Here is a 26,260-nt window from a genome sequence, read left to right as displayed (position 1 = left end):
GGCCTCATGAAGGTAACGTGGCAATGCCTGCTGGCAGCCGCCAGCCAGAACATGAAGAAGATCGCCCTGGCACTCACCCGCCAGCCCCGCCTGGCGGGGGCATGAGGCCCTCTCGCCCCTTCATTATCTTCACTTCGTCAGGCGCCGGCAGCGCCCCTGCGCTCTGTCATCCCGCCCAAACGAAAAMCCCGCCAAAAAAATCGGCGGGTTTGTCAGTGGTCTGAGCCGCGCTTTCGCGCGGCTTTTCGTATGAGAAACTGGAGCGGGCGATGGGATTCGAACCCACGACCCCAACCTTGGCAAGGTTGTGCTCTACCCCTGAGCTACACCCGCTCACTTGCGTCGCGGCGTGGCCGCCGCAGACGGGAGCTATATGGCTGAACTCCAATCGGAATGCAATCGAAATCGACGGGAAAAATCAGCCCAAAAACACGAAAGCCGCGCGTTCGCGCGGCTTTTCGTATGAGGCAAACTGGAGCGGGCGATGGGATTCGAACCCACGACCCCAACCTTGGCAAGGTTGTGCTCTACCCCTGAGCTACACCCGCTCACTTTTGCTGCGCCGCAGCGTGGCGCTGCGGACGGGGGGCTATATGGCCGAACTCCGATTTGAATGCAACAGGAAAAATACCGTTCCTTTTCATTTCGCTGCAGCGTGTGGAAATGCCCGCTCGCGACGTACGGCGAGCTCCTCTCGTCGCTCGGGCCGCCGGGTTATTCGTGCCTGGCCGGCCTCACACTGGACAGGAAGGGCGCGCATCAGCTACCGACGTGCATCAACTTTCGGGGGCAGGCATGGCGAAAACCCAGCAGGAACTTCTTGACTTTCTCGCAGGCCTGGGGATCCAGACCAGCACGGTCAGCCACCCGCCGCTCTTCACCGTTGCCGATTCGCAGAAGCTGCGCGGCGAGATCGCGGGCGGCCACACCAAGAACCTCTTCGTCAAGGACCGCAAGGACCGCTACTTCCTGCTCGTCATCGAGGAGGATGCCGAGGTCGACCTCAAGCAGATCCACCACGTGATCGGCGCGTCGGGAAAGGTGTCGTTCGGCAAGCCGGAGAAGCTGATGGAGTATCTCGGGGTGATTCCGGGCGCGGTGACGGCGTTCGGCGTCATCAACGACACCGACAGGGTGGTGACGATCATCTTCGACGAAGAATTGCTGAAGCATGATATCATCAACGCGCATCCGCTGACGAACGAGGCCACAACCTCGATCGCGCGCGATGACCTGTTGCGCTTCGTCGAGGCAACGGGTCACGAGCCGCGCGTCTTGAAACTGACAGTCTAGAAGCCACATTTACCAACAGGTTGCCCTGCCGCGCGAGCCAATGACCGGCGTGGCGGGAGCCCTACAGAGGCAAGCAGGGGACTTTGATGAGCGCTGACAACAATTCCTTCGGCGGCGGCTACACCGTGCAGTACGGCGCGCAGCCTACTTCAGTTCCGTCAGGGGGCGCTGCCGATGTGATCAAGGACACGACGACCGCGTCTTTTGCGGCCGACGTTATCCAGGAATCGCGCCAGCAGCCGGTCCTCGTCGACTTCTGGGCGCCGTGGTGCGGACCGTGCAAGCAGCTCGCTCCGGCGCTCGAAAAGGCGGTCCGCGAGGCGGGCGGCCGCGTCAAGCTGGTCAAGATGAACATCGATGACCATCCGGCGATCGCGGGCCAGCTCGGCATCCAGTCGATCCCGGCCGTGGTCGCCTTCTCGAACGGCCAGCCGATCGACGGCTTCATGGGCGCCATTCTCGAAAGCAAGATTCGCGAGTTCATCGACCGCGTCGCTGGCCCCGGCAGCGCGGAGCTTGCCGCGGCCGAGGCACTGGCCGCTGCGGCCGAGCTCAAGGCCGAGGGTGACCTTCAGGGCGCGATGCAGATCTATGCGGCAGTGCTGCAGCAGGATCCGGAAAATCTCGACGCGATTGCTGCGCTTGCCGAGACGCTGATCGACGCGCGCAACGTCGACGGTGCCCGCGAAGTGCTTGCGCGCGTTCCCGAAGGCAAGGACAATGCCCCGCAGTTTGCCGCGGTGAAGGCCAAGATCGCGCTTGCCGAACAGGTCGCCGCACTTGGCGACCCGGTCGAACTGCAGCGCAGGCTCGAACAGGATCCTAACGACCATCAGGCGCGCTTCGACCTTGCGCTGATTCAGAACGCGCTTGGCGACCGCATGCAGGCCGCCGAAAGCCTGCTCGCGATCATGAAAGCCGACCGCAGCTGGAAGGACGATGGCGCCAGGCTGCAGCTGCTGCAGTTCTTCGAGGCTTGGGGCATGACCGACCCGGCAACGGTGGCCGCGCGGAGAAAGCTTTCGTCGCTCCTGTTCGCGTAAGGGGCGGCACATTCGGTAGCTGGAGATGGGTGTGCAGGCAGGAAACGCTCGCTATCGCACGGCGGAGGATCTTCCGGAAACGGTGGCTGTCTTCCCGCTGGCGACTGCGCTGCTCCTGCCGGGCGGCCGCATGCCGCTCAACATCTTCGAGCCGCGCTATCTCGAAATGGTCGACCACGCGCTCAAGCACGACCGGCTAATCGGCATGATCCAGCCGCGCCTCGATGGCGCGCTGCGTGCAGACGGCGAGCCGGAGCTTTGCGACGTCGGCTGCCTTGGCCGTATTACCTCTTTCGCCGAGACCGGCGACGGGCGCTATCTCATCTCGCTGCAAGGTGTGTGCCGGTTCCGTGTTGCGTCGGAACTGACGGCGAAGACGCCGTTCCGCCAGTGCCGGATTTCCACCTTCATCACCGACCTCGATCCCGAGGCCGGCGCGTCGGAAGTGGACCGTCCGGCGTTGCTTCGCGCCTTCCGCGCTTACCTGAAGGCAAACGAACTCGATGCAGACTGGGACAGCGTCAGCCGCGCCGAGAATGCGACGCTGGTTAACGCGCTGTCGATGATGGCGCCCTACGGCCCCGCCGAGAAGCAGGCGCTGCTGGAAGCTCCGGATCTGAAAACGCGGGCGGAGACGCTGATCGCCATTACTGAAATCGCCCTTGCCCGCAGCGATGACGACGAATTCGGGTCGAGCCTGCAATGACGGCGAAGGAAGGGGCACGCGAGGTTCCGCAGGCCCGTTCCGGCGGGCGCGGCAGCGTCGACCCTAAGCTTCTTGAAATGCTCGCCTGCCCGCTCACCAAGGGCAGGCTGATCTGGAAGCCGGAGACCGGCGAGCTCATTTCGCCGGTGGCGAAGCTTGCCTATCCCGTCCGCGACGGCGTGCCGATCATGTTGCCGTCGGAGGCGCGGACGCTCAACGAAGACGAGCTTGGCAAGTGAACACGAGCGCCCAATCCGAACGGCAGGCCGAAGATGGCCGCGTCCGGAAGGGCAAGGCCAACCGGGAAGCAATCGTCGCGTCCGCCGCCGGCCTGTTCTGGCAGAACGGCTTTGCCTCGACTTCGCTGGCTGATGTCGCCGCGCATGCGCGCATCCCGTCCGGCAACCTGTTCTATTATTTCCGCAGCAAGGCTGACCTTGCCCATGCCGTGGCCGACGTCTTCGTCGTCGAGACGAAAGCCATGCTGGAAGAAATCGAGGCAGAGGAGAGCGAACCGCGCAGGCGGCTTGCCGCGCTGGTCGCGCGGCTTGCCCGCAGCCAGCGCAGCCGCGTCGCGCATGGCTGTCCAATTGCGCTCTGCGTTCGCGACTTTCGCGCCACCGCCCCGCAGGCGTCGGAACGCGCCGCCGAAAGCTTTGTCCTCCTCATCAGCTTCATGGCACGTGAGCTGGGCCGTGCCGGCCTGCGCCCGTCGCTGGCGCTTGCCCAGGCCCGCGCCGCACTTGCCGAATGGCAGGGCGGCATGATGCTCGCGCATGCGATGAGGGATGCGACGGTGCTCGCTGAAAGCTTTCGCAGGCTCGAGAGGCTGCTGGCGGGTTAAGGAAACTCAGCGCGTGAGGTCGGCGACCTTGCAGTTGAGGACCGATACCAGGTCTGCCGGCTTGATGCGGATCTGCAGGCCGCGCTGCCCGCCATTCAGAAAAATCTCTTCGTAGAGCATCGCCAGTTCGTCGAGGGCGGTAGGCACGCGCTTGCGCTGGCCGAGCGGGCTGATGCCGCCGACCTTGTAGCCGGTAAGCCGCTCGGCGTCGGCCGGCTTCATCATGTGCGCCGACTTGCCGCCGAGGGCCGCAGCCAGCTTCTTCATGTTTACTTCCTCGTCGGAAGGCACGATGGCGCAGACCGGCTTGCCGTCGAGTTCCAGCATCAGCGTCTTGAACACTTCTCCCGGCGGCACACCGATCGCTTCGGCCGCCTGCAGCCCCACGCGCTCGGCGTTGGGGTCATAGTCATAGGTGGCCAGCATGAAGGGGATGTTGGCCTTGCTGAGAACAAGCGTGGCGGGCGTGGTCTTTGACATGACGGTGTTTTAGCCGAAGGACGGCGGCAGGCAAGATCACGGGCAGGGCGGTCCGCGCGGGCCTCAGTGAAAATTCCGGCCTTTCGGCATGGCTGCGACGGACGGGTGGCGGCTGCGCCGGTCTTCGACCACCGGGCGCTTGGTTTCGTCGACCGGCGAGCGGAAGTCGACCTGCTGCCCGGCCTCGGAAAGCTTTTCCAAGCGCCAGCTGATGTCCTCGATCCGGTCGGCGACGACGTGGATCACACCCGAGGCCGACTGCAGCTTGCCGGTCACCCGCACCAGCCTTGCCCCGAGCACGATGGGGCGGAAGGTCTCGAACACTTTTGGCCAGACGATGATGTTGGCGGTGCCGGTCTCGTCCTCGATCGTCATGAAGATCACGCCCTTGGCCGAGCCGGGGCGCTGGCGGATCAGCACCACGCCGGCGACCGTGATGCGGCGGCCGTTGCGCACCTTGTCGAGTTCGCCGTTCGGCACGATGTCCTCGCGGGCAAGCTCTGCGCGCAGGAAGGCGAGCGGATGCGCCTTGAGGGAGAAGGACTGAGCCCGGTAGTCGCGGATCACATGCTCGCTGAGCGGCATGACGGGCAGCTTCGTCTTAGGCTCTCGGTCGGGCAGGCGGACCTCCGGCCGATCAAACAGCGGCAGGCCTTCCGCCGCCTGCTTGCGGTCGAGCGCGCGGGCGGCCCAAAGGGCAGCACGCCGGTCGAGCCCCATCGAGCGAAACGCGTCGGCCTCGGCCAGCCTTTCGATGACGGAAGGAGAAAGGTTGGTGCGCAGCCAGAGATCCCGCACCGAGGTATAGCCGCTGCCGCGCTGTTCGATCAGCCGCAGCATGTCGGCCTCGGCGAGGCCCTTCACCTGCCGCAAGCCGAGCCGCACCGCATGGCTGCTGCGTATGACATCCTTCATCTCCCGGTGTTTTGGGGCGATGCGCGCGGGATCGAACGGGCTTTCCTCCAGCGTCGCGTCCCACTGCGATAGATTCACGTCCACGGTCCGGACCTCGATGCCGTGCTCGCGCGCGTCGCGCACCAGCTGGCCGGGACCGTAAAAGCCCATCGGCTGCGAGTTGAGGATCGCGGCGCAGAAGACGTCCGGATAGAACGCCTTGAACCAGGCCGAGGCATAGACGAGCAGCGCGAAGGAGGCGGCGTGGCTTTCGGGAAAGCCATATTCGCCAAAGCCTTCGATCTGCTTGAAGCAGCGCAGCGCAAACTCCTCCGGATAGCCCTTTTTGACCATCGCCCGCACCATGCGTTCCTTGTACATGGCGACGCGCCCCGTGCGCCGGAAGGTGGCCATTGAGCGGCGCAGCTGGTCGGCCTCGCTCGCGCTGAAGCCGCCGATCTCGATCGCGATCTGCATCACCTGTTCCTGGAACAGCGGCACGCCCTTCGTACGCCCCAAAATCCGCCTCAGCTCTTCGCGGGGATACTCCTCGGGCTCTTTCCCCTCGCGCCGGCGCAGATAGGGATGCACCATGTCGCCCTGGATCGGGCCGGGCCGCACGATCGCCACCTCGATGACGAGGTCGTAGAATTCTTTCGGCTTCAGCCGCGGCAGCATCGACATCTGCGCCCGGCTTTCGACCTGGAATACGCCGATCGAGTCGGCGCGGCAGAGCATGTCGTAGACCGCCTTCTGCTGGTCGCGGTGAAGGTCAGTGAGTTCCAGCCGCCGCGGCCAGTGGTGGCCGTAGTGCTGCTCGAGCAGGTCGAAGCAGCGGCGCAGGCACGACAGCATGCCGAGCGCCAGAATGTCGACCTTGAGGAGACCGACGGCGTCGAGATCGTCCTTGTCCCATTCGACCATCCGCCGCTCCTCCATCGCAGTCCGGATGATCGGCACGAATTCGTCGAGCCGGTCCTGGGTGATGATGAAGCCGCCGACATGCTGGGTCAGGTGCCGCGGGAACTCGAGCAGCTCGTTGGCGTGGCGCACGATATGCGCCGTCACCTTATCGGCTGTGTCGAGCCCGCCGGCGCGCGCCTCGTCCTCGCCGACATCGTTCGACCAGCCCCAGATCGAGCCGGACAGCGCCGCCTGCGCGTCCTGCGACAGGCCGAAGGCTTTGGCGACCTCGCGCAGCGCCGAGCGCCCGCGATAGGAGGTGACGGCCGCCGCCAGCGCCGTGTGGCTGCCGCTGTATTTCTCGTAGATGTAGGCCATCACCTCGTCACGCCGCTCATGCTCGAAGTCGACGTCGATGTCGGGCGGCTCGTGCCGCTCGACCGACATGAAGCGCTCGAACAAAAGCTGGTGGATGGCGGGATCGACCTCGGTGATGTGCAGGCAAAAGCAGACGGTGGAGTTCGCCGCCGAGCCGCGTCCCTGGCAGAGGATACCGCGCTCCTCGCGCGCGTAGCGGACGATGTCATGGACGGTGAGAAAATAGGGCGCGTAGCCGAGCTGCGCGATCAGCTCGAGCTCGGTGACGATGCTTTGACGGACCTTCTCCGGCAGCCCGCCCGGATAGCGCTTCCGCGCGCCCTCCCAGGTCAGGCGCTCGAGCTCCGCCTGCGGGTCCTTCGTCGTCTCGTCGGGATAGAAGTGCGTGAGCTCGCCGAGCGAGAATTTCAGCGTCTGCGCAAAGCGGATGGTTTCGGCGATCGCCTGCGGATGGCGGCGAAACAGCCGCGCCATTTCCGCCACCGGCTTCATGTGCCGCTCGGCATTGACCGACAGCTCGTAGCCCACCTCGGCGATAGGCCGGTTGAGGCGGATCGCGGTGACGACGTCGAGTAGCGAGCGCCGCTCCGCATCGTGATAGAGCACGTCATTGACCGCCATCAGCGGCAGCTGGCTCGCGCGCGAAAGTGCCGCCGCCTGTTCCAGCCGCCAGCGGTCGTCGCCATGGTAGAGCGGCGCGTGCCCGAGCCAGACCGCATCGCCGAACCGCTGCCGCGCGCTTCGCAGGAAGGCAAGCAGCGCGTCTTCCGGCTGCGACAGGTCCGGCAGCACTGCGAGCGACATGCCGTCGGCCCATTCAAAGAAATCATCCTGCCTTAGGTCCGGCGCGCCCTTTTCGCCGCGCTCGTTGGCCACGGTCAGCATGCGGCAGAGCCGGCCCCAGCCAGCGCGGTCGCGCGGATAGGCGAGGACGTCCGGCCCGCTATTGGAAAAGACCAGCCGGCAGCCGGGGTGGAAGTCGAGTCCTTCCACCTTTGCCTTGCTCCATGCCCGCACCACGCCCGCCACCGTGTTGCGGTCTGCCAGCCCCATCGCCTTGTATTTGTAGAGCCTGGCCGTGATGACGAGCTCTTCCGGGCGCGAGGCCGCGCGCAGGAACGAAAAATTCGACTGCACGGCGAACTCGGCATAGGCGGGCGGGCCGGCGGTGCTCATGCGAACAGCCCGTGCAGGTACCAGCGCGGCAAATCCGGCGTTGTGCCGTAAAGACCCTGCCGGAACAGCCAGTAGCGGCGGGGGGGCCCCTGTACAGAGGTGGAGTGTCCTCGACGCGGAAATAGTCGCGCGTTGGCGCGTCCTTCCGGTCGCGCCACCATTCGGGCGCGATCCGCTCCGGTCCTTCCGCCCGCGCGACGCGATAGAGAACCCGGCGCCAGCGGAAACTGGCCGGCGGGCCTTCCGGGATCTCGGCCGCCGCGACCTCGACCAGCTCGGGTCGCGCCAGAAGCCGGATCGGCCGCTCGATGAGGGGCACCGGCGCCTCGCGCAGCCTGACCGCTGCATTGCCCGCCCGGAACGGCATGAAGGAAACCGCCCGCTCCGGCAGATGGCTTGCCACCAGCCGTGGCTGGACGAGGGCTCCCTGGCCGAGCCGGGCGCGGACGCGATCGGCAAATTGGGCGAGATCTTCCTCCACATTCTCGTTGCGGCCGGTAAGGGCGGTCTGCTCGTCCTCTAACGGAGCGGTGGCGAGGGCGGAAAGGCGGATCATCTCGAAGCCGAAATCGGCCTCGATCTGCGACACGGCCAGCTTTTCGCGGAACAGCCGCTGGATCGCAGGCGGATCGCGCAGCGGCCGCGACAGGCCAAGCTTCAGCCGGAACACGAAGCCGTCGACGCGAAACAGGGCCAGTTCGAGCGCGCGCACGCCTTCGCCGCGCCGCTCGAGATCCCCTTTCAGCGTCTCAGCGAGCGAAAGCACCAGCCGCTCGATGTCGTCGGTGGCCGAGACCGGCTCGATCAGGTGCCGCTCGACGCCGAGCGTCGGCACCGGCAGGCGTGGCGAGATCGCCTCCTCAACGTTGCCCAGCGCCTGGTCGAGGCGCAGGAGAAGCTGCGCGCCAAACCGGCGGGCAAGTGGAGCGCGCGGCGCCGCCATCACCATGCCGACGGTGCGCAGGCCGACACTTTCGAGCCGCGCGCAGGTCTCCGCATCGAGCCGAAGTGCAGCCAAGGGGAGAGCGATCAGCGCCTCGCGCTCGCCGCCAGCGGGAATGCGGGCGCCGTCGAGAAATCGCGCACCCGCCCAGGCCATGCCGGGCGTTGAGGCAAGCGCCGCCAGCGCGCGAAAGCCTTGTCCTGCAAGCCGCGCGACCACGTCCTTCAGCATTGCCTCCTCGCCGCCAAACAGGTGCGCGCAGCCGGTGATGTCGAGGAACAGCCCGTCCTCGCCGCAGATTGCCACCAGCGGCGTGTAGCGGTCGCACCAGTCGGCGAGGGCGGCGAGCAGCCGCCGATCCGCCTCGGGCTCGGCTTCGACGATCTCGATCTGCGGGTGCATGGCGCGCGCATCGGCAATGCCGAGGCCGCGCTTGAGGCCAAGCGCCTCGGCGCGCTCGTCGAGGCAGGCAATGACGCGCCGGTTGCCCTCGTGGCGGCTGACGACGAGCGGCGCCCGCTCAGGCACTTCGCCGGTGCGCCAGCCCCGGSCGAGCCGTGTCCGCAGGATGCGTTCGACCGGAAGATAGGGGAACCACAGCGCCAGCATCCTGCCCCCGGCCGGCGGCTGCCCCGGCCTGTCGTTCGCGAAAAGAGTGCTCATCCCGATTCCATTCGAGCGTAAGAGTTGCAGGGATCGATGTGCGGCTTCTGGAAACCGTGACGGTGAAGGCAGGCGGCCCGAGCGAACCCGCCAGCGCGCCGGAAACGGTCCGGCGCTCGCCGGCAGGGGCGGGGGCAACGATCAGCCGCACCGGTGCGGCGGTGGGTTCCGGCTCGCCTGACTGGCGCAGGAGATAGAGCGGCCGCCCGGCCGTTCGCGTTCGGTGGTGCAGCCGGCGCGTGGCGGTGAGGTCAAGACGCGTCGAGACACCGCGCACCTCGAGCAGCACCGCCGACAAAGCAGAAAGGCCTGCGGCTTCTTCCGCGATCCACAGCGCGTCCTCGGTCTTGCGGGCGCTGGCAAGAAGAAGGTCGGAGGGCTGCAGAGCAAAGCGATGCAGCAGGCCCGGCGCATAGGGTTGCCCGGCCTCGTGCAGTGCCTCGCCGGTGGCGATCCAGAGGATCGGACAGGGCTGTTCGTCTCCCTTGCGGCCAAGGGCGGCAAGCGCCAGTGCAAAGTCCGCCACCGCTCCGGCATCGCGGCTCTGGCGGCCATGGATTTCCGTCAGTGCCGCGCGCGGCAGCCCGCCGCCCAGAACCTCGTCGAGCCGGGCAGCACCCGTTGGCAGATACTCGCCGCCAGCATCCGCGCGCGCCTTGTCCGCAGGCATGTCCAGCCGTGCGGGCAGGGAGCCTTCGATGCGTGCGATTTCCTGGCGCAGAGCAAAAAAAGCCTCACGCGCCATGGCGACCTTCGCCATGATGCCGTTACCTTCAACGATTTTGTTCCTGTTATGTTCTTATAGATTCCCGAGGGCGAAGGAGGAGTCAAGGGAACTGAGAGAAGATTTTATTCCTATCCGAGGGATTGATGGGAGGGAAGCTGGCCGAAGGCGCCGGGTCTGGAAGAGCCCCTCGTTCGGGACGAGGGGGCCGCAGGTTCGTCAGCTGCGGGCTGCTTCGCGGACGGAGAGACGATTACACCCCTGCGGGCGTCGCTTTCGGCAGGTAGAGCTCGATCAGTTCTTCCATGTGTGCGTCGCGGGACTTGGCGGTTTCGCCGCCCATGACGACGGCGACAATGCGGCGGCCGCCGCGGCCAACCGAGGTGACGAGGTTGAAGCCCGAAGCGCGGATGTAGCCGGTCTTGAGGCCGTCGGCGCCGACGACCTTGCCTAGCAGGTTGTTGTGGCCGCGGATGACCTTGCCCGCGAAGGTGAACTCGCGGTTGCTGAAATAGTGGTAGTGGTGCGGGAAGTGGCGGCGCAGCGCCATGCCGAGGATCGCCATGTCATGCGCGGTGGTGCGCTGGCCCTCGTCGGGCAGGCCAGAGGCGTTGCGGAAGGTCGTCGACTGCATGCCGAGCGCGCGGGCCTTCGCCGTCATCATCGCCGCAAAGCGCTCCTCGCTGCCGCCGAGAAATTCGCCGACGGCCGCCGCGACGTCGTTGGCCGACCGCACCGCCAGCGCCAGGATCGCCGAGCGCACGTCGATGCTCTGGCCCGGCTTGAAGCCGATCTTCGATGGTGGGCGCTTTGCCGCATAAGCCGAAACGGGGATCTGCGTGTCGAGGCTGACGCGGCCGGCATCGAGTGCCTCGAACAGCAGGTAGAGCGTCATCATCTTGGTGAGCGAGGCCGGATAGCGCGCATCGCGCGAGTTCTTCTCGAACAGCACTCGGCCAGTATTCGCGTCAACGACGATCGCCGCGTATTTTTCCGACTGCAGCGGCCGCACGGATGTCTGCATCACCGACTGCGTGGTGCAGGCCGAGACGAGGATCACCAGGAACAGGGAAAGGATGCGAAGGAAGATGCTCCTTGCGGCGTGTGCTGCGGCGTCCAAAGTCCCACCCGTTGCTGCGATTCATCCAAGCCGGTGCGCATCATGCCCTGCATGGTCGCGGGCGGCAATGCAGAGCGGGCTCAAATGACCGCCTGCCGGCGAGCGAGGCAATAGCGGGCGTGCGCCGCAAAGTCGATGCCGCGAATGCAACGGTGGGGATTTTTCGGAGAGATCCGGCGGGGCGGACAGACGCACACTGTGGTGCGCAAGCGGCTACCTGGCGGCAGCGCGGTCCGGCGCCGACACGATGAGTCGGCGCCGGGCCAGAAGCTTGATTAAGCAGTCGGCTGCTTGGTCTTGCGCAGATAGGGCAGGATCGTCTCGAACGAGCCGAAGCGCTTGATGGCATCCTCGTTCGACACGGCAGCCGTGATGATGACGTCGTCGCCCTGCTTCCAGTTGGCCGGGGTGGCGACCTGGTGCTTTGCGGTCAGCTGGATCGAGTCGATCGCGCGCAGGATCTCGTCGAAGTTGCGGCCGGTGGTCATCGGGTAAGTGAGGATCAGCTTGATCTTCTTGTCCGGGCCGATGACGTAGACCGAACGAACGGTCGCGTTGTCGGCAGGNGGCTGCCGGCAGCATGTCGTACAGCTTGGCGACCTTGAGGTCCTTGTCGCCGATCAGCGGGTAGTCGACGGTGAAGCCGGTCGCGGTCTTGATGTCTTCCTTCCAGCGGGCGTGGTCGGAAACCGGATCGACCGAGATGCCGATCAGCTTGACGTTGCGCTTCTTGAACTCTTCCTCGAGGCCAGCCATCGTGCCGAGCTCGGTGGTGCAGACCGGCGTAAAGTTCTTCGGGTGCGAGACGAAGACGCCCCAGCTGTCGCCGAGCCACTCGTGGAAGTTGATCGTACCCTTGGTGGTTTCAGCCGTGAAATCCGGTGCCGTGTCGTTGATGCGAAGGCCCATGGCGGTTCTCCCTGAAAAGTGGCGCAGTGCGGTTACTGGCGCCGTCTAAAATATGTTGGCGCGATCATAGGGCAAGATGCACCAATGGCGAGCCAAGCCATGGCGATCTTACCCGATCGGAACAAATTTCCTCTAGCCGGAAAGTCTGTAGAGGAATATTTTTTCAAGGAATGGTGGTGTGCCCCAACGTCAGGCGTCGTGACGGTTGCGCTTGGGCTTCTTGCCGGCCCAGTCGGGCTTCTTGCCATGCGGCTTGCGCGCCTGGCCGTCGCCCGCCTCATGCGGCTTGCGCTCTTTCCAGTCACGGCGCGGACCGCGATCATCGCCATACGCCTTCTTCTGCTTCCAGTCGGGCTTCGGGCCGCGATCGCCATAGGGCTTGCGCTCGCCAGGCCCGGACTTTCCGCCGGAACGGCTGAGGTCCGGCGTGCCATGCATGCGCGTCATGGTGATGCCGTTCTGCAGTTCAGCCTTGCCCACGGCCTTCTCGAAGGCATCGGCGCGGTCCGCCGCGATCTGCACATAGGTCTCTTCCGGCTGCATCTTGATCGCGCCGATCTCGGCCTTGGTGATCTTGCCGACGCGGCAGAGCATCGGGATCAGCCAGCGCGGCTCGGCATTCTGGCGGCGGCCCGCCGACAGCGTGAACCAGACGCTTTCGCCAAATTCCTCGCGCGGGGCAGACGGCTCGCGCTTTTCGCCACGGCTAGCAGGTGCGCCGAAGGCGGAGAGTTCGATCAGCTCTTCGGGAGCCGAGCGGCCGGCGCGCCACTGGCGCACGAAGGCCGCGGCGACGCGTTCGGCGCCGTAGGTCTCGATCAGCGTTGCAACCGCCTCGGTCTCGTCTTCGCCCACCTCGTCCTGCAGGACCTGATCAGCCATCATCCGCTCGTCGTCGCGGCGCGAGACTTCCTCCGCTGAAGGCGGACGCGCCCACTCGGCGACGATCCTGGCATTTTGCAGCAGACGGTCGGCCTTACGCCGCAGGCTCGTCGGCACGATCAGGGCGCTGACGCCCTTGCGGCCGGCGCGGCCGGTGCGGCCCGAACGGTGCAGCAGCGTTTCCGGATTGGTCGGCAGGTCAGCGTGGACGACAAGGTCGAGATGCGGCAGGTCGATGCCGCGCGCGGCAACATCGGTGGCAATGCATACCTTGGCGCGGCCGTCGCGCATCGCCTGGAGCGCATGCATGCGCTCGTTCTGGCTGAGTTCGCCCGACAGCGCCACGACCTGGAAGCCGCGATTGTTGAAGCGCGCCATCAAATGGTTCACGGCAGCTCTCGTCGAGCAGAACACCAGCGCATTGCGCGCATCATAGTAGCGCAGCACGTTGATGATCGCGTTTTCGCGGTCGCTCGGCGCAACCGTCAGCGCGCGATATTCGATGTCGCCGTGCTGCTTGCGCTCGGAGGCAGTCGACACGCGCAGCGCATCGCGCTGGTAGTTCTTTGCGAGCTTCTCGATTGCCGGCGGCACGGTCGCCGAGAACAGCAGGGTGCGACGGTCTTCCGGAGCCGACTCCAGGATGAACTCAAGGTCCTCGCGAAAGCCGAGGTCGAGCATCTCGTCGGCCTCGTCGAGGACAATGGCGCGCAGCTGCGACATGTCGAGGCCGCCCCGGGTGATGTGGTCGCGCAGGCGTCCCGGCGTGCCGACGACGATATGGGCGCCGCGTTCCAGCGCGCGCCGCTCGGTGCGCATGTCCATGCCGCCGACGCAGGAGGCGATCACGGCACCGGTCTCGGCATAGAGCCATTCGAGCTCGCGGCGCACCTGCAGCGCGAGTTCGCGGGTGGGCGCGACAGCGAGCGCGTAAGGCAGGTCGGCGGGACCGAACCGCCCGTTCTCGCCCAGCACGGTCGGCGCGATCGCCAGGCCGAAGGCGACGGTCTTGCCCGAGCCCGTCTGGGCCGACACCAGCGCGTCGCGGTCTGCCAGCTCCGGCGCGATCACGGCCTTCTGGACGGGGGTGAGGTCGGCATAGCCGCGCGCAGCCAATGCGGCAGCAAGGGCCGGAACGATGCCTTCAATTTGAGTCATTGCGAATGTCTTTCGGATTTGTGCGCGGGCGGCATTCGGGTGCGGCCGATGCGATGCCCGTGAAAATCAAGCACGAGCCGTGCGGCCTTTTAGGTCGCACGGCGGCAAAAGTATATAGGTCCGGCGGCTAAAACGCCGAAACCGCTTGGTCAGTTGCGTATCTGGTAGTCCTTGACCGCGGCGAACCTGATCGCTTTCCACCGCTCCGCCTCGTAATTGAGGCCGAATTCGTGCGGCGCCAGGAACACCGGATCGTCGTCGAGGTCGCGGGCGATGTCGCCGCGATGCGCCTCGATGAAGCGGTCGAGCTCGACCCTCGACTCGGCGGAAATCCAGCGGCAGACCGAGAAGCGCGCCATCTCGAAGTCGACCGGCAGGCCGTATTCGATCTTGAGCCGCTCCTTTAGCACGTCGAGCTGCAGCGCGCCGACGACGCCGACAATCGCCGGCGAGCCGTCCTCCGGGTTGAACAGCTGCACGACGCCTTCCTCCGCCATCTGCTGCAGCGCTTCCTTCAGCTTCTTCGCCTTCATCGGATCGCCCAGGCGCACGCGGCGCAGGATCTCCGGCGCGAAGTTCGGCACGCCGCGGAACAGCAGGTCCTCGCCCTCGGTCAGCGTGTCGCCGATGCGCAGCGTGCCGTGGTTCGGAATGCCGACCACGTCACCCGGATAGGCCTCGTCGGCCGTAGTGCGCGAGCGGGCGAAGAAGAACTGCGGCGCCGTCAGCGGCAGCGCCTTGCCGGTGCGCACCAGCTTGGCCTTCATGCCGCGCTGGAGCATGCCCGAACAGACGCGCACGAAGGCGATGCGGTCGCGGTGGTTGGGATCCATGTTCGCCTGGATCTTGAAGACGAAGGCCGTCATCTTGTCTTCGGTCGCCTCGACCCGGCGGCTGTCGGAATCCTGCGCGGCCGGCGGCGGCGCCCATTCGCCGAGCGCCTCGATCAGGTCGCGTACGCCGAAATTGCGCAGCGCCGAGCCGAAGAAGACCGGCGTGAGATGTCCCTCGCGGAACGCCTGCAGGTCGAACGGACGGCAGGCCTCGCGCGCGAGCTCCAGCTCCTCGATGAAGTCGGCGCGCTCGTGATCGGGAAGCAGGCCTGCGACCTTGTTGGAGTCCGGGCCGTTGACCTTGGTGCGCTCCTCCTCGGCATCGCCGCGGCGCACCGCGTTTTCGGCGAGGTGATAGGTGCCGGCAAAGGTCTTGCCCTGGCCGACCGGCCAGGTGATCGGCGCCGTATCGAGCGCGAGTTTCTGTTCGATCTCGTCGAGGATGTCGAAGGTGTTGCGCGCCTCGCGGTCCATCTTGTTGACGAAGGTGATGATCGGAATGTCGCGCAGGCGGCAGACCTCGAACAGCTTCAGCGTCCGCGGCTCGATACCCTTGGCGGCGTCGATTACCATGACGGCGGAGTCGACCGCAGACAGCGTGCGGTAGGTGTCGTCGGCGAAGTCTTCGTGGCCGGGCGTGTCGAGCAGGTTGAAGACGTTGCCGCCATACTCGAAGGTCATCACCGAGGTCACGACCGAGATGCCGCGCTCGCGCTCGATCTTCATCCAGTCGGAACGGGTCTGGATTTTGTCCTTCTTCGCCTTCACTTCGCCGGCAAGCTGGATCGCACCGCCGAACAGGAGCAGCTTTTCGGTGAGAGTGGTCTTACCCGCGTCCGGGTGGGCGATGATCGCGAACGTACGGCGGCGCGACACCGCGTCGGTAATGCTTTCGGCCATGCGATGAAATCCTTGAAGTGGGCGGCTTATACAAAGGGAAGCCGTGCATGTCGAATAAAGTTTGCCTCGCGGCATCAGGATGAGTTCGGCCCGGGGACGAATTGACGAGAAACCAAACGGACGCCATAGCAGCGGGCATGAACACGTTCTCGCCCTCGACTCACCGCCCTGCCGTCGGCATCGTTCGCCTTCCGGACTCCGAAGGCCTCGAGCTGCCGTCCTACGAAACCGCAGGCGCCGCCGGCATGGACCTGCGCGCCGCCGTGCCCGCCGACCGGCCGTTGCTGCTGCTCCCCGGCCGGCGCGCCCTCGTGCCGACCGGCCTCGTCTTCGAAATTCCGGAAGGTTTTGAGGGTCAGGTTCGCCCCCGCTCGGGCCTCGCCTTCAAGCACGGCATCACCTGCCTCAACACGCCCGGTACGATCGACTCCGACTACCGCGGCGAGGTGAAGGTGCTGCTTATCAATCACGGCGACGAGGAGTTCCTGATCGAGCGCGGCATGCGCATCGCCCAGCTCGTCATCGCGCCGGTGACGCAGGCAGTACTCGAGGAACGCAGCCTTGCCGGCACGACCGAGCGCGGCGCCGGCGGCTTCGGCTCCACGGGCACGGCCTGACATGCGCCCGTCCCTCGTCATCTTCGACTGCGACGGCGTCATCGTCGACACCGAGCGCGCCGCCAACAATGTTCTCTGCCGCTGGCTGACCGAGGCTGGCTACCCGGTCACCTATGAGGACTGCCGCAAGCGTTTCGCCGGGCGCAGTATGACCAGCGTGCAGGCCGAGATCGAGGCCGAGGGGCATTCGCTCGGCTTCCACCTCATGGACCGCTGGTACTCCTCGCTGGATGAGATCTTTGGCGCTGGCGTCGAGCCGGTGCCGCATATCGAATTTGTGGTCGAAGAGCTGCGCGGCGCGGGCATCCCGTGGTGCGTCGCCTCGTCCGCCAAGCTCGACAAGATGCACCTGACGCTCGGCACCACCGGCCTGATCGAGCATTTCCGCGATGTGCTGTTCAGTGCCACCATGGTCCCGCGCGGAAAGCCTTTTCCGGACCTCTTCCTGCATGCCGCCCGCGAGATGGGCCATGCGCCGGAAAACTGCGTCGTGATCGAGGACAGCGTCTGGGGCACGCAGGCAGGCATCGCCGCCGGCATGCGCGTCTTCTCCTACCATGGCGATCCGCATTCGGATCGCGAGGGCCTCGCGGCGGCAGGAGGCATCCTGTTCGATGACATGCGCGAGCTGCCGCGCCTTCTCGGCCTTTCCTGAGCCGACAGACTCTTCCCGAAATTGATGAACCAAACTACCGGGCTGGCGTTTCCCGTCAGTCCGGTAGCTGCAACTGCTCGCGCCACCATCCTCCCGTGGTTCGGTCGCGAAGTAGCGGATCAGGCTCGCGGCCGGGCGAGGCGGCGCTGGCGCCATGATGGCTGCCGCGCCGCCCCTGCTGTGAGTCAGGGCAGATTTTTCCCATAAGAACTGGTGCTGAACCAAGAAGCTTCGGAGGTTTTCGTCGCCGACCGCCAAGACACGTCTCCAATCAACTCAAATAACGATTGGATTCTTGATTTGAGCCTCTAAAACTAGCGCATCGGCCGGTTGGCATTTCGCAAAGGAAATGTGGCGGCCAGCACTCGATTTGGGAGGAACTGCATGAAACATCTGACCAGGAACCTGCTTGCTGCCGGCGCCATGGCGCTTTCCGTTGGCCTCACCGCCGGAGCGGCCAAGGCTCAGGAATTCATCAACGTGCTGACTGGCGGAACCTCGGGCGTCTACTACCCGCTCGGCGTTGCGCTTTCCGAAATCTACGGCCAGGGCATCGAAGGCGCGCGCACGCAGGTGCAGGCGACCAAGGCTTCGGTCGAGAACCTCAACCTCCTGCAGGCCGGCCGCGGCGAGATCGCCTTCTCGCTTGGCGACTCCCTGCGCGATGGCTGGGAAGGCAACAAGGAGGCAGGCTTCCCGGGCAAGCTCGACAAGCTGCGCGGCATCGCCGCCATCTATCCGAACTACGTGCAGATCGTCGCCTCCAAGGAATCCGGCATCACCACGCTGGAAGAGCTGAAGGGCAAGAGCCTGTCGGTCGGCGCGCCGGCTTCCGGTACCGAGCTCAATGCGCGCGCGATCTTCGCTGCGGCCGGCCTCACCTATCAGGATCTCGGCAAGATCGAGTACCTGCCGTTCGCCGAATCCGTCGAGCTGATCAAGAACCGCCAGCTGGATTCAACCCTGCAGTCGGCGGGCCTCGGCGTTGCCTCGCTGCGCGATCTCGCGACTTCGGTTCCGATCAATGTCGTGGCGGTCCCCGCCGAGGTTGTCGAGAAGATCGGCGCGCCATTCATGGCAGTGACGATCCCCGCCGGCACCTATGAGGGTCAGGCCGAGGATGTTCCGACCGCCGCCGTCGGCAATTTCCTCGTCAGCCATGAGGGCGTGTCGGAAGAGACCGCCTACCAGATGACCAAGCTGCTGTTCGAGAACCTCGACAAGCTCGCCGCTGCGCACGCGGCCGCCAAGGCGATCGACGTGAAGAAGGCGGTAGATGGCATGCCGGTTCCGCTGCACCCGGGGGCCGAACGCTATTACCGCGAAGTCGGTGTGCTCAAGTAAGTCGCGCTGACGGAACATGACGCCCCTTCGGCCGCAGCGTTGCGGCGCGGCCGAGGGGGTTTTCGACTCAAGATCCTGGCGGGGAGGCAAGGGTAAAGCATGAGCGCGACGAAGACCGGAACCGGCGAACATCAACTCGAAATTCCGCATTCGGCGGAAGAGCGGATCGAGGGACTTCCTGCCGGCTTCGGCGACGGAATCCTGGGCAAGGCAGCATTCTGGATCGCCTTCGCCTTCTCGCTGTTTCAGCTCTGGTCGGCCGCCTACGGCACGCTGCCAAGCCAGGTCGTACGCGCGATGCATGTCGGCTTCCTGCTGCTGCTGGGCTTTGCGCTGTTCGGCAACCTCGTCGCGAAGACCAGGTGGGGCACTGCCTGGTTTTGGCTGCTCGGTATCCTCGGCTTCCTGACCGGCATCTACCAGTGGGTGAACTATAGCGCGATCATCATGCGCTCCGGCTTCCTGACGGTGCCTGACCTCATCGTCGGCACGGTGACGCTGGTTCTCGTCTTCGAGGGCGCGCGGCGGCTGATGGGCCTGCCGCTGACGATCATCGCCGGTCTGTTCCTCGCCTACTGCTTCTTCGGCCAGCACCTGCCGCCGCCCTTCATCCACCGCGGCTATCCGGTCGAGATGATCATCGAACACTTCTCGTTCGGTACCGAGGGCATTTTCGGCACGCCGATCTATGTCTCGGCCGCCTACATCTTCATCTTCGTCGTCTTCGCCGCGTTCCTTGAGCGCGCGGGCATGCTCGCCCTCTTCAACGACTTCGCGCTCGGCCTCGTCGGCAACTGGCGCGGCGGCCCGGCGCAGGTCTGCGTGCTCTCCTCGGCGCTGATGGGCACGATTTCGGGCTCCGGCGTCGCCAATGTCGTGGCGTCGGGTCAATTCACCATCCCGCTAATGAAGAAATTCGGCTTCCGCTCCGCCTTCGCCGGCGGCGTCGAGGCAACCTCGTCGATGGGTGGGCAGATCATGCCGCCGGTGATGGGGGCGGTTGCCTTCATCATGGCCGAGACGCTGAACGTGCCTTACGTCGAAGTGGTGAAGGCAGCGCTCATCCCCGCCATCCTCTATTTCGGCGCCTGCTTCTGGATGGTGCATCTCGAAGCCAGCAAGTCGGGCCTCGGCGGTATGGACAAGGCGAGCCTGCCCGACCCGTGGGCAGCGGTGCGCCAGCACTGGCCGCTCGTGCTGCCGCTTGCCGTGCTCGTCTACCTGCTGTTCGCGGGTTACACGCCGATCTTCGCCGGCACGATGGGCCTCGCCCTCATCGTGGTCCTCATCCTTGGCACGCCGATCGCCGCCCTGATCAGCCCGTTCGCCTTCCGCATGGTGTTCTGGATCGTGGTCGGTCTTTCTGCGGCTGCCTTCGTCAGGTTCGGCGTCAACATCCTCATGCTGGTGATCGGCGTTCTGATCGTCGCCACCGCGCTGTTCAAGGGCGGGCGCGAGACCCTGGCGATCTGCCGCGACTCGCTCGCAGAAGGCGCGAAGAACGCGCTGCCCGTCGGCATTGCCTGCGCCATCGTTGGTGTCGTCATTGGCACGCTGACGCTGACCGGCATCGCCTCCACCTTCATCGGTACCATCATCCGCATCGGCGAGAACAATCTGTTCCTGTCGCTGGTGCTGACGATGATCACCTGCCTCATCCTCGGCATGGGCATTCCGACGATCCCGAACTACATCATCACCTCGTCGCTGGCGGGCCCCGCGCTTCTCGAACTCGGCGTGCCGCTGCTCGTCAGCCACATGTTCGTGTTCTACTTCGGCATCATGGCGGACCTGACGCCGCCGGTGGCGCTCGCTTGCTTTGCCGCCGCGCCAATGGCCAAGACATCAGGCCTCAAGATATCGATCCAGGCGACGAAACTCGCGACGGCCGGCTTCCTCGTACCCTTCATGGCGGTCTACACGCCCGCGCTGATGCTGCAGGACGGCGGGCCGATGGCCGAGAACTGGGGCTACTGGGTCGAGGTGGTCTACATCCTCTTCAAGGCCTGCGCCGGCATCGCGCTTTGGGGCATGGCTGTGGTCGGCTTCCTGATCGGCTCGGCGACCTGGTGGGAACGGATTGGTGCCTGTGCCGCCGGCATCCTCATGATCCTCTACCTGCCTGTCACCGACGAAGCCGGCTTCGCGCTCGGCCTGATCGTCGTCGTTGCGCACTGGCTGCGCGTGCGACGCAGCCGGCAGGAAGCTGCGGCAGCCTGATGGGCATTTGCATCCTTGCCGGGGCCAAGACGGTCACGCTGGCCGTCTCCGCCTTCACGCTGGCCTGGACGCATTCGGTCGAGAAGGTCACCTGGCAGGAAGACTGGCAGGTGACGGACACGGGCCTTCGGATCGTCGAGGCGCGTGTAAAAGGTTCAGGTGCCGGCATGGAGCCGCCCGAAGGCGCGGTGCTCAGGGATGGCTGGTGGATCTACGAGCCGCAGGTGAAACCTGTCGAACGGCTTTCTCTCGCCTCATCGGGAGCAACGGTGTCAGGCTGGGAAATCTGCGGCGGTGGCGACTGCCTGACGGTGGGAACCGAACAGGGCGCGGCGATCGTCGTCGAGCCCTGCGGAGAAAGCAATCAGTGACAGTTCAGGCTGCGCATGCGCGCGCAGGCTGGGCCCGGTCCGCGCATGTAGTGCTGCTCCGGACGGTAGGTCGGCGCCACGAATTCGCGTACTGCAATGATCGCCTTGATGATTTGAGCCCAGATACGCATGACTCGTATTCCCGCACTCGGTTTGCCTATTTTCCGTTAGTTCCAACTTTAGCAATCACCGATGAATAAGCCGTGAACGCGATGTTAATAGGTAAGGGAATAAGGGCCGCGCCGCGTCGGAATTGCGGATGATTCGTGGCGGACGCCAAGGTACCGCTTCATCCGCCCAAGCTGTTGCTTTCCTGTAACATTCTTCGCCATCAACGGACCTCCACGCGGCAGCGAATTGGCGCTTGCCGACACGGCCCTGCCACATCGCTTAACCGAAGTGCGCGCGCTCCCAATCCGCCAAAGAAAAACCCCGCCGGATTGCTCCGGCGGGGTTCTTGTCCGTCAGGGACGGAAAGCGATTAATCGCGGCCCTGCTTCTTCAGCGCGGCGCCGAGAATGTCGCCGAGCGAAGCGCCGGAGTCGGTCGAGCCGTACTGAGCGACAGCTTCCTTCTCTTCGGCGATCTCGAGAGCCTTGATCGAGACCTGCAGCTTGCGGGTCTTCTTGTCGAAGGCGATGACGCGAGCGTCGACCTTCTGACCGACCGAGAAGCGCTCCGGACGCTGCTCGTCGCGGTCACGCGACAGGTCAGCGCGGCGGATGAAGGACTCGATGTCGTGGTCGACCAGACGAACGTCCAGACCGCCGTCCTTGACGTCGATCACTTCGCAGGTCACGACAGCGCCCTTGCGCAGTTCACCCGAAGCAGCAGCCTCGCCGAGCGAGTCACGGCCGAGCTGCTTGATGCCGAGCGAGATGCGCTCCTTCTCGATGTCGACGTCGAGAACCTGAGCCTGGACGACGTCACCGCGGTTGTACTCCTCGATCACCTGCTCGCCCGGACGGTTCCAGTCGAGATCCGACAGATGCACCATGCCGTCGACGTCGCCCTCGAGGCCAATGAACAGGCCGAACTCGGTCTTGTTCTTGACTTCGCCTTCGACGACCGAACCAGCCGGGTGGTTGCGAGCGAAAGCTTCCCACGGATTCTCGAGGGTCTGCTTGAGGCCCAGCGAGATGCGGCGCTTCTGAGGATCGACCTCGAGCACGACAACCTCGACTTCCTGAGTCGTCGAGAGGATCTTGCCCGGATGGACGTTCTTCTTCGTCCAGGACATCTCGGAAACGTGGATGAGGCCTTCGATGCCCGGCTCCAGCTCGACGAACGCACCGTAGTCGGTGATGTTCGTGACGGTGCCCTTGATCTTCTTGCCCAGCGGGAACTTGGTGCCGATATCCTGCCACGGATCCGACTCGAGCTGCTTCATGCCGAGCGAGATACGGTGGGTTTCCTGGTTGATGCGGATGATCTGCACCTTGACCGTCTGACCGATGTTGAGGATCTCGGTCGGATGGTTGACACGGCGCCATGCCATGTCGGTGACGTGCAGCAGACCGTCGATGCCACCGAGGTCAACGAACGCACCGTAGTCGGTGATGTTCTTGACGACGCCCTCGACAACCTGACCCTCTTCGAGGTTCTGGACGATCTCCGAGCGCTGCTCTGCACGGCTCTCTTCGAGAACGGTGCGGCGCGACACGACGATGTTGCCACGACGGCGATCCATCTTGAGGATCTCGAAGGGCTGCGGGTTGTGCATGAGCGGGGTGACGTCGCGGATCGGACGGATGTCGACCTGCGAACGCGGCAGGAACGCAACGGCGCCGTCGAGGTCGACGGTGAAGCCGCCCTTGACCTGGTTGAAGATAACGCCTTCGACGCGCTCGCCGGCGTTGAACTTCGCCTCGAGACGGACCCAGCTCTCTTCGCGGCGAGCCTTCTCGCGCGACAGCATGGCCTCGCCGAGGGCGTTCTCGATGCGCTCGACGTAAACCTCGACTTCGTCACCGGCCTTGAGTTCCTTGGCCTGAGCGCCGAACTCCTTGAGCGGGACGCGGCCCTCGACCTTCAGGCCGACGTCGATGATCGCCATGTCCTTTTCGATGGCGGTGATGAGGCCCTTGACGACAGAACCTTCGGCAGAATGCTCGGCCGAGAACGACTCGTCGAGAAGGCTGGCGAAATCGTCACGGGTAGGGTTGGATTGGGACATAAAAGCTCCTGAAATGCCCTGACCCATAGGGTCCTCCGGGCGGGCGCCGTGTGCTAGTGTTGCGTCAGGTCCGCCAGCATCGTGACCCGCCTCCTGACGGGTCATTGCCGCTCTCGCGGCGTTCCGGCGCAATGTGATGCGGGCGGGCCGGTTCCAGAAACAGGTTGTGCGGCATCACGTGTCTTCCCGAGGGAAGAACGTGCACCGCGCCCCGCTTCAGTCTTTGCCTCGGGCGGCCATGGCCTGTTCGACCAGACTTTTCGCCGCCTGAAACGCGCTTTCTATATCCATTTCGGACGTATCGAGCAAGTGTGCGTCTGCGGCCGGGCGCAGAGGCGAATCCTCGCGGCCCATGTCGCGCGCGTCGCGCTTCTCGATGTCGGCAAGGATCTGCGCGAATTCGGCGGTGCCGCCGCGCGATTCGATCTCGGCGAGGCGGCGCTTTGCACGCACGGCGGCGGTGGCGGTGACATAGAGCTTCACGTCGGCGTCGGGGCAGACCACCGTGCCGATGTCGCGGCCGTCGAGCACGGCGCCTGGCGCCGTCTTCGCAAACTCGCGCTGCTTTTCAACCAGCGCGCGCCGCACCGCGGGAATGACGGCAACCTGCGACGCAGCCTCGCCGACGGCATGCTGCGAAAGCACGTCACGGTCGAGATTGCCGAGGTCGAGCGAGCGCGCGGTTGCCTCGGCGGCCGTAGCGTCGGTGAGGTTCAGCCCCTCCTGCAGCATCTTGTGCGCGACAGCGCGGTAGGTAAGCCCCGTGTCAAGCATGTTCAGGTGAAAATGGTCGGCGAGGCGGCGCGCCATCGTGCCCTTGCCGGCCCCGGCCGGGCCATCGATGGCGATGATGAAATGTGACGACATGAACTCTCAGACCGAACGCATCAGGCCGCCATCGACGCGGATGTTCTGGCCGGTGATGTAGGAAGACTTTTCCGAGGCGAGGAACAGCACCGCCTCCGCGATTTCCTCGGCAGTGCCATAGCGCTGCATCGGCACCGATGCGCGGCGCTCGTCCTTCTCCGGCAGGCTGTCGATCCAGCCCGGCAGCACGTTGTTGATGCGCACGTTCTGCGCCGCATACTGGTTGGCGAACAGCTTGGTGTAGGCGGTCAGCCCCGAGCGGGCGACGGCAGAGGTCGGGAACATATCGCTCGGCTCGTCCACCCAGGCGGTGGAGATGTTGACGATCGAGCCCGACTTCTGCGCAATCATCTGCGGCGCGACGATGCGCACGGCGCGGGCGACGTTCATGAAGTAGACGTCAAAACCCTTGTGCCAGTCCTCGTCGGAGATTTCGAGCAGCGGACCCTTCGGTCCGTGGCCGGCGCTGTTGACCAGCACGTCGATGCGGCCGAAGCGCTCGAGGGTGAGGTCGGCAAAGCGCTTCAAATCGTCGTTCGACAGGTTGGAGCCGGTGAAGCCGAGGCCGCCGAGCTCGTTGCCCAGCGCCTCGCCCTTGCCGGACGAGGACATGACGGCCACGGTATAGCCGTTTTCGGCGAGCTTTCGGGCCGACGCGGCACCCATGCCGCTGCCGCCGCCGACGATCATTGCAACCTTGCTATCAGCCATGTCCTCTCCCTCAGCCGTTCCGTCAGTCGATCTTCGCGCCAAGGCCAGTCATCAGGCCCATGAACTCCGGAAAGCTGGTCGCGATCATCGAGCGATCGTCGACAGTAACCGGCTTCTCGGCCGCAAGGCCGAGGACAAGGAAGCTCATGGCGATGCGGTGATCAAGGTGCGTGGCAACAGTGCCGCCGCCGAGACCCTTGCCGTCCGGGCGGCCACGCACGGTGAGCGAGGCTTCGCCCTCCGTGCAGTCGACGCCGTTGACTTCAAGGCCACGGGCAACGGCCGCGAGGCGGTCGCTTTCCTTGACGCGCAGCTCTTCGAGACCGTCCATCACCGTCTCGCCCTCGGCAAGCGAGGCGGCGATGGCAAGGATCGGGTATTCATCGATCATGAACGGCGCGCGTGCCGGCGGCACGGAGACGCCCTTGAGCTCCGAATGGCGCACGCGCAGGTCGGCGACTTCCTCGCCGCCCGCATCGCGGCGGTTGAGGATCTCGATCGAGGCGCCCATTTCGAGCAGCGTGTCGATGAGGCCGGTACGCGTCGGGTTCATCAGCACGTTTTCGATGACGATGTCGGAGCCCGGTACGATCAGCGCCGCAACCAGCGGGAAGGCGGCCGAGGACGGATCGCCCGGCACGGCGATAACCTGGCCGGTGAGCTTGCCCTCGCCCTCGATGCGGATGTGGCGCACGCCGTCCTTGTCGGTCTCGACCTCGAGATTGGCGCCAAAGCCCTTCAGCATCTTCTCCGTGTGGTCGCGGGTCATGATCGGCTCGATGACCGTCGTGATGCCCGGCGTGTTGAGGCCGGCAAGCAGCACAGCCGACTTCACCTGAGCGGAGGCCATCGGCACGCGGTAGGTGATCGGGTTGGCGCGCTTCGGGCCACGGATGGTGAGCGGCATGCGGTCGCCGGGCGCGGCGTCCACGACCTGCACGCCCATTTCGCGCAGCGGGTTGAGCACGCGGCCCATCGGCCGGCTCTGCAGCGAGGCATCGCCGATGAAGGTGGTGGTCATATCGTAGGTGCCGACGAGGCCCATGGTGAGGCGCGAGCCGGTACCGGCATTGCCGAAGTCGAGCGGGCCCTGCGGCTCAAGCAGCGCGCCGTTGCCGGTGCCGTGGATGATCCACTCGTCGCCCTGCTTCTCGATCTTTGCGCCCATGGCTTTCATAGCCTCGCCGGTGCGCATTACGTCCTCGCCCTCGAGCAGCCCGGTGATGCGGGTGACGCCGGAAGCAAGCCCGCCGAACATGAAGGAGCGGTGCGAGATGGACTTGTCGCCAGGCACACGGACGGTGCCGGAAAGAGCTTCGGACTTTGAGGCGGTGGCGGGCTTCGGGGTGAGGTGTGCAGTCATAGAGATGTCCCAGCCGGCAAGCCGGCGAAAGGTGAAATCGGAAAGGCTGTAAGCCGCGCCGGTGTCGTATCACGACGCAATGCCGCG

The 26,260-nt window shown here is 65.2% G+C and carries 20 protein-coding genes, 2 tRNA genes and 3 pseudogenes; 10 read left to right on the top strand and 15 right to left on the bottom strand.

Annotation, left to right across the window (positions count from 1 at the left end; genetic code table 11):
- Positions 1 to 258: 258 nt before the first annotated feature.
- Both L610_RS03170 and L610_RS03165 read right to left on the bottom strand, forming a co-directional pair.
- A tRNA-Gly gene (locus L610_RS03170) sits at positions 259 to 333 on the bottom strand.
- 140 nt (positions 334 to 473) lie between these two features.
- Positions 474 to 548: transfer RNA gene (locus L610_RS03165), tRNA-Gly, on the bottom strand.
- 247 nt (positions 549 to 795) lie between these two features.
- On the opposite strand from L610_RS03165, the gene L610_RS03160 reads away from it, so the two are divergent.
- The 5 genes from L610_RS03160 (at position 796) to L610_RS03140 (ending at position 3,886) form a co-directional block, all read left to right on the top strand.
- Positions 796 to 1,293, top strand: coding sequence for a prolyl-tRNA synthetase associated domain-containing protein (locus L610_RS03160; RefSeq protein WP_144702401.1), 498 nt, complete (start codon positions 796 to 798; stop codon positions 1,291 to 1,293).
- A gap of 86 nt (positions 1,294 to 1,379) precedes the next feature.
- Positions 1,380 to 2,336 carry a thioredoxin gene (gene trxA / locus L610_RS03155; RefSeq protein WP_144702399.1) on the top strand — a complete coding sequence of 319 codons (957 nt, stop codon included), beginning with the start codon at positions 1,380 to 1,382 and terminating at the stop codon, positions 2,334 to 2,336.
- A 31-nt stretch (positions 2,337 to 2,367) separates the two neighbouring features.
- Positions 2,368 to 3,042, top strand: a complete 675-nt coding sequence (locus tag L610_RS03150) for an LON peptidase substrate-binding domain-containing protein (RefSeq protein ID WP_024847093.1) — start codon at positions 2,368 to 2,370, stop codon at positions 3,040 to 3,042.
- Complete coding sequence (locus L610_RS03145; RefSeq protein ID WP_024847092.1) at positions 3,039 to 3,281, top strand: Trm112 family protein; 243 nt, start codon at positions 3,039 to 3,041, stop codon at positions 3,279 to 3,281. The genes L610_RS03150 and L610_RS03145 overlap by 4 nt, the downstream gene beginning before the upstream one ends.
- On the top strand, positions 3,278 to 3,886 hold the full coding sequence (locus tag L610_RS03140) for a TetR/AcrR family transcriptional regulator (protein WP_024847091.1): 609 nt from the start codon (positions 3,278 to 3,280) through the stop codon (positions 3,884 to 3,886). Before L610_RS03145 ends, L610_RS03140 begins: the two co-directional genes overlap by 4 nt.
- Positions 3,887 to 3,892: 6 nt before the next feature.
- Here L610_RS03140 and ybaK read toward each other — a convergent pair whose 3' ends face one another.
- The 8 genes and pseudogenes from ybaK to L610_RS03105 form a co-directional block, all read right to left on the bottom strand.
- Complete coding sequence (ybaK, locus tag L610_RS03135) at positions 3,893 to 4,366, bottom strand: Cys-tRNA(Pro) deacylase (protein WP_024847090.1); 474 nt, start codon at positions 4,364 to 4,366, stop codon at positions 3,893 to 3,895.
- Positions 4,367 to 4,429: 63 nt separating this feature from the next.
- Positions 4,430 to 7,717, bottom strand: a complete 3,288-nt coding sequence (locus L610_RS03130; RefSeq protein WP_024847089.1) for an error-prone DNA polymerase — start codon at positions 7,715 to 7,717, stop codon at positions 4,430 to 4,432.
- Positions 7,714 to 9,269: pseudogene (locus L610_RS03125) on the bottom strand (DNA polymerase Y family protein). Before L610_RS03125 ends, L610_RS03130 begins: the two are co-directional and overlap by 4 nt.
- Positions 9,181 to 10,083, bottom strand: coding sequence for an ImuA family protein (locus tag L610_RS20410; RefSeq protein WP_246658904.1), 903 nt, complete (start codon positions 10,081 to 10,083; stop codon positions 9,181 to 9,183). Before L610_RS20410 ends, L610_RS03125 begins: the two are co-directional and overlap by 89 nt.
- A gap of 235 nt (positions 10,084 to 10,318) precedes the next feature.
- A pseudogene (locus tag L610_RS03120) lies at positions 10,319 to 11,071 on the bottom strand (D-alanyl-D-alanine carboxypeptidase family protein); the annotation flags it as partial.
- Positions 11,072 to 11,442: 371 nt separating this feature from the next.
- Positions 11,443 to 12,076: pseudogene (locus L610_RS03115) on the bottom strand (peroxiredoxin).
- Between the two features lie 189 nt (positions 12,077 to 12,265).
- Entirely contained in the window at positions 12,266 to 14,116 is a 1,851-nt protein-coding gene (locus L610_RS03110) for a DEAD/DEAH box helicase (protein WP_144702397.1), read from the bottom strand.
- A 149-nt stretch (positions 14,117 to 14,265) separates the two neighbouring features.
- A complete protein-coding gene (locus L610_RS03105) occupies positions 14,266 to 15,849 on the bottom strand; it encodes a peptide chain release factor 3 (protein WP_144702395.1) in 1,584 nt (527 codons plus the stop codon).
- Between the two features lie 137 nt (positions 15,850 to 15,986).
- On the opposite strand from L610_RS03105, the gene dut reads away from it, so the two are divergent.
- The 5 genes from dut (at position 15,987) to L610_RS03080 (ending at position 21,056) form a co-directional block, all read left to right on the top strand.
- Positions 15,987 to 16,466: a dUTP diphosphatase gene (dut, locus tag L610_RS03100; RefSeq protein WP_144702393.1), complete on the top strand. Its 480-nt coding sequence runs from the start codon at positions 15,987 to 15,989 to the stop codon at positions 16,464 to 16,466.
- 1 nt (position 16,467) lies between these two features.
- Entirely contained in the window at positions 16,468 to 17,121 is a 654-nt protein-coding gene (locus tag L610_RS03095; RefSeq protein ID WP_144702391.1) for an HAD family phosphatase, read from the top strand.
- Between the two features lie 384 nt (positions 17,122 to 17,505).
- Positions 17,506 to 18,465: a TAXI family TRAP transporter solute-binding subunit gene (locus tag L610_RS03090; RefSeq protein WP_144702388.1), complete on the top strand. Its 960-nt coding sequence runs from the start codon at positions 17,506 to 17,508 to the stop codon at positions 18,463 to 18,465.
- 99 nt (positions 18,466 to 18,564) lie between these two features.
- Positions 18,565 to 20,685, top strand: coding sequence for a TRAP transporter permease (locus tag L610_RS03085; RefSeq protein WP_024847079.1), 2,121 nt, complete (start codon positions 18,565 to 18,567; stop codon positions 20,683 to 20,685).
- Positions 20,685 to 21,056, top strand: a complete 372-nt coding sequence (locus L610_RS03080; RefSeq protein ID WP_144702385.1) for a DUF1850 domain-containing protein — start codon at positions 20,685 to 20,687, stop codon at positions 21,054 to 21,056. Before L610_RS03085 ends, L610_RS03080 begins: the two co-directional genes overlap by 1 nt.
- Here the strand turns inward: L610_RS03080 and L610_RS20120 are convergent.
- The 5 genes from L610_RS20120 to aroA all read right to left on the bottom strand — a co-directional run bounded on the left by L610_RS20120 (position 21,050) and on the right by aroA (position 26,173).
- The gene (locus L610_RS20120) at positions 21,050 to 21,187 is read right to left on the bottom strand and encodes a hypothetical protein (protein ID WP_186441296.1); all 138 of its coding nucleotides are present in this window, start codon (positions 21,185 to 21,187) and stop codon (positions 21,050 to 21,052) included. The genes L610_RS03080 and L610_RS20120 overlap by 7 nt on opposite strands.
- A gap of 350 nt (positions 21,188 to 21,537) precedes the next feature.
- Complete coding sequence (rpsA, locus tag L610_RS03075) at positions 21,538 to 23,232, bottom strand: 30S ribosomal protein S1 (RefSeq protein WP_024847077.1); 1,695 nt, start codon at positions 23,230 to 23,232, stop codon at positions 21,538 to 21,540.
- Between the two features lie 216 nt (positions 23,233 to 23,448).
- Positions 23,449 to 24,099, bottom strand: a complete 651-nt coding sequence (gene cmk / locus L610_RS03070; protein WP_144702382.1) for a (d)CMP kinase — start codon at positions 24,097 to 24,099, stop codon at positions 23,449 to 23,451.
- A gap of 6 nt (positions 24,100 to 24,105) precedes the next feature.
- On the bottom strand, positions 24,106 to 24,810 hold the full coding sequence (locus L610_RS03065; protein WP_144702379.1) for an SDR family oxidoreductase: 705 nt from the start codon (positions 24,808 to 24,810) through the stop codon (positions 24,106 to 24,108).
- A gap of 22 nt (positions 24,811 to 24,832) precedes the next feature.
- Positions 24,833 to 26,173 (bottom strand): 3-phosphoshikimate 1-carboxyvinyltransferase, encoded by a 1,341-nt coding sequence (aroA, locus tag L610_RS03060; protein ID WP_144702376.1) that lies wholly within the window; start codon positions 26,171 to 26,173, stop codon positions 24,833 to 24,835.
- Positions 26,174 to 26,260 lie beyond the last annotated feature (87 nt).

This window comes from Aminobacter sp. J44 (genome assembly GCF_007829415.1).
Classification (GTDB): Bacteria; Pseudomonadota; Alphaproteobacteria; order Rhizobiales; family Rhizobiaceae; genus Aerobium.
The sequence above is the reverse complement of the archived record's forward strand: the minus strand, read 5'-3'. Positions and strand labels throughout refer to the sequence as shown.